Origin of the sequence: Brevibacterium sp. (assembly GCF_052105255.1) — a bacterium.
Classification (GTDB): Bacteria; Actinomycetota; Actinomycetes; order Actinomycetales; family Brevibacteriaceae; genus Brevibacterium; species Brevibacterium linens_B.
Genome location: NZ_JBQDYQ010000091.1, coordinates 1 through 3,841, shown reverse-complemented (window position 1 = coordinate 3,841; position 3,841 = coordinate 1). Strand labels below are relative to the sequence as shown.

At 65.5% G+C, this 3,841-nt stretch carries 3 protein-coding genes; all 3 read left to right on the top strand.

Features of this window, described 5'->3' with window-relative positions:
- The first annotated feature begins 312 nt into the window (after window positions 1-312).
- The gene (gene pdhA / locus ACTIIH_RS15365) at window positions 313-1,467 is read left to right on the top strand and encodes a pyruvate dehydrogenase (acetyl-transferring) E1 component subunit alpha (RefSeq protein ID WP_169253557.1); all 1,155 of its coding nucleotides are present in this window, start codon (window positions 313-315) and stop codon (window positions 1,465-1,467) included.
- Entirely contained in the window at window positions 1,467-2,444 is a 978-nt protein-coding gene (locus tag ACTIIH_RS15360; RefSeq protein ID WP_441452740.1) for an alpha-ketoacid dehydrogenase subunit beta, read from the top strand. Before pdhA ends, ACTIIH_RS15360 begins: the two co-directional genes overlap by 1 nt.
- Before the next feature lie 18 nt (window positions 2,445-2,462).
- On the top strand, window positions 2,463-3,841 hold a 1,379-nt coding region (locus ACTIIH_RS15355), incomplete at its 3' end, for a dihydrolipoamide acetyltransferase family protein (RefSeq protein WP_441452739.1).

The following is a 3,841-nucleotide window of genomic DNA, read 5'->3' as shown; positions in this document are numbered from 1 at the left end:
GCCGCCTCGGTGCTCGGATGTGCATTGGTCGGACGATGGAGCATCTCTGCCGAGATCGACAATTGTCCACTCAGCGCTTTGGAACTCGGCCACATGTGTCGAGCTCGGGTCATAGTCTGTTCCTGACCTGCACTTTTGATACTCGAACCGCATGGGGAGAGTGGCAAGCAGTGAGTGGATTCGGTATTGTGATACCACCTGTGAATCAGATCACTCGAGGGCGAGTTCTCACATCCGAGGGCCTGCCCGACGGACACGGTCCACCACTGGTCACCTCCGGTGAAGATGGACCTCGAACAAAGGAGAACTGAAATGACCTCCAACATTTCAGTGGGAACCGGTGCTGCCCACAGTCAGTCCTCGGAGCCCAGAATGATCCAGATGCTCACCGAAGACGGAAATCGCGTCGAGTCCGGTGAGTACGACGCCTTCGCCGCAGAACTCACCGATGAGGATCTGCGCGGCTTCTACCGGGATATGGTCCTGGTTCGCCGCATCGATGCCGAAGGAGCTGCCCTGCAGCGTCAGGGACAGTTGGGCCTGTGGGCACCTCTGTTCGGACAGGAAGCAGCCCAGATCGGCATGGGACGAGCCGCTCGCCCCCAAGACTTCGTCTTCCCCACCTACCGCGAACACGGCCTCGCCTACACCCGCGGCGTCGAACCCGAAACCCTGCTGTCCATATTCCGCGGTCAGAACCACGGCGGCTGGGATCCGCAGGAGCACCGCTTCCACACCTACACCATCGTCATCGGCTCGCAGGCCCTGCACGCCACCGGCTACGCCATGGGCATCTCCATGGACGGTGACGTCGGCACCGGCGACATCGAACGCGACACCGTCTCCATCGCCTGCTTCGGCGACGGTGCGACCTCGCAGGGCGATGTCTCCGAGGCGCTGACCTTCGCCGGAGCCTTCCACGCCCCGGTCCTGTTCTTCTGCCAGAACAACCAGTGGGCCATCTCCGAACCGACTCACGTCCAGTCCGCAGCCCCGCTGTCGACCCGCGGCGAAGGCTTCGGAGTCCCCGGCATCCGCGTCGACGGCAACGACATCATCGCAATGTACTCCGTCGCCCGCGCCAGCCTCGATTCCGTGCGCGCCGGCCACGGTCCGATGCTCATCGAAGCCTTCACCTACCGTCGCGGCGCCCACACCACGGCCGATGATCCGACGAAGTACCGGGACAAGGCCGAAGAGGAGATCTGGGAGGACCGCGACCCGATCACCCGCCTCAAGGCGTACCTGGACAAGCACACCGAGACCAGCGACGAATTCTTCGCCGAGGTGGACGCCGAGGCCGACACCCTCGCCGCCCGCATCCGCCACAACTGCATGACCATGGAGAACCCCGACGGCGTTGAGATGTTCGCGCACGTCACCGCGGAACCCCACTCCCTCGTCGACGAGGAACGTGCCGAATTCCTGGCATACCAGGCCTCGTTCGCCGATGCGGGTGAGGCCTGATGGAGAAACTTCCCCTCTCGAAGGCGATCACCGCCGGAATGCGCAAGGCCATGGAGGACGACCCGAAGGTCGTCCTCATCGGTGAGGACATCGGCAAACTCGGCGGCGTCTTCCGCGTCACCGAAGGTCTGCAGAAGGACTTCGGTCCGCAGCGTGTCATCGATGCGCCGCTGGCCGAGTCCGGCATCGTCGGCACCTCGATCGGCATGGCCATCCGCGGCTACCGTCCCGTCATCGAGATACAGTTCGACGCGTTCATCTTCCCGGCCTACGACCAGATCGTCACCCAGGTGGCGAAGCTGTACAACCGCACCCTGGGCAAAGAGAACATCCCGTTGGTCATCCGCGTGCCCTTCGGCGGCGGCATCGGCTCGCCCGAGCACCATTCGGAGAGCCCCGAGACCGTGTTCGCCCACCACGCGGGACTGCGGCTCGTCTCACCGTCGAACGCTCATGACGCGTACTGGATGATCCAGGACGCCATCAAGAGCGAGGACCCGGTGATGTTCTTCGAGCCCAAGCGTCGCTATTGGATGCGCGGGGACGTCGACACGTCGTCCCGAGGCGAGCTGGGCATGCACGATGCCCGCGTCGTGTCCGAAGGCACCGATGTCACGCTCGTCGCCTACGGGCCGCTGGTGCCGACCGCGCAGGACGTGGTCATCGCGGCCGCCGAGGAGGGCAAGAGCGTCGAACTCATCGACTTGCGCAGCCTCAACCCGATCGACTTCACCGCGATCGAGAAGTCCGTGTCGAAGACCGGTCGACTGGTCGTCGCTCATGAGGCTCCGACCTTCCTTGGGCTCGGTTCGGAGATTGCCGCGCGCATCACCGAACGCTGCTTCTTCAACCTCGAAGCCCCGGTCATCCGGGTCGGCGGCTACCACACCCCGTACCCCGGTTCGCGGATGGAAGAGCACTACCTGCCCGACCTCGATCGCATCTTCGATGGTGTCGATCGAGCCCTGTCCTACTGATTTCGAGGAGAGTCAAGAATGTCATTCGAATTTCCTCTTCCCGACGTCGGTGAGGGCCTGACCGAGGCCGACATCGTCGCGTGGAAGGTCGCCCCCGGCGACACTGTCACCGTCAACCAGATCCTCGTCGAGATCGAGACCGCGAAGTCGCTCGTCGAGCTGCCCAGCCCGCACGCGGGCACCGTCGGTGCCCTCCTGGTCGAGGAGGGCCAGACCATCGAGGTCGGCACCCCGATCATCCGCTTCGGCGGAGATGACTCCGGCACCGAGGCGGCCCCCGTCTCCGCCGGTGCGCCGGCTTCCGGTTCGGCCGAGGAATCGGCCGATGCCTCCGGCGATGCCGACGGTGGAGCCACCCTGGTCGGTTACGGGGCGAAGGAGACGTCGTCGAAGCGTCGTCCGCGCAAGGGCGCTCCCGTCCCAGCCCCTGCCGCAGTCCCTGCCGCAGCACCTGCGGCGGCCCCGGTCGCGGACGCACCGGCACCAGCAGCTTCGGCACCTGCACCTGCTGCGCCGCCTGCACCGGCAGCGGCTCCTGCTGCGGCTTCGGCGGCTCAAGCTCAGCCTGCATCGGCTCCTGCCTCACCGGGCAAGCCGCTGGCGAAGCCGCCCGTGCGGAAGCTTGCGAAGGATCTCGGTGTCGACCTGTCCCAGGTGACCCCGACCGGTCCCCGCGGAGACGTCACGCGCGACGATGTGCACGCCGCCGCCAATCGGACGGCCGCACCGACCGCGGGTGCCACGGCACCGGCGGCCGCCTCGGCGAGTGATCAGGCAGCGCTCGAAGAGCGGATCCCGTTCAAGGGAGTGACGAAGATGATGGCCAAGGCCATGGTCGATTCGGCATTCACCATGCCGCACGTCACCGAGTTCCTCGACGTCGACGTCACCGAGACGATGGCGATGGTCCGCCGGCTGAAGTCGACGAAATTCCTCGGCGAGGAGGTGAAGGTCTCGCCGCTGCTCATCGTCGCCAAGGCCGTGGCGTGGGCCGTGGGACGCAATCCGCGGATCAACTCGTGCCTCGAAGGCGACGAGATCGTCGTGAAGAAGTACGTCAATCTCGGCATCGCGGCCGCCACCCCGCGCGGGCTCATCGTGCCGAACATCAAGAACGCGCAGGCTATGGGTCTGGGCGAACTGGCACAGGGCATTCAGGATCTCACCGCTCTGGCGCGGTCGGGCAAGACACCGCCGGCTGATCAGGCCGGGGGTACGATCACGGTCACGAACGTCGGCGTCTTCGGAGTCGATGCGGGTACGCCGATCATCAATCCGGGTGAGGCCGCGATCCTCGCGTTCGGGCAGGTGCGGAAGAAGCCGTGGGTGGTGGGCGACGAGATCGTTCCGCGTGAGATCACCACGCTGTCGGTCAGCGCCGATCACCGTGTCGTCGA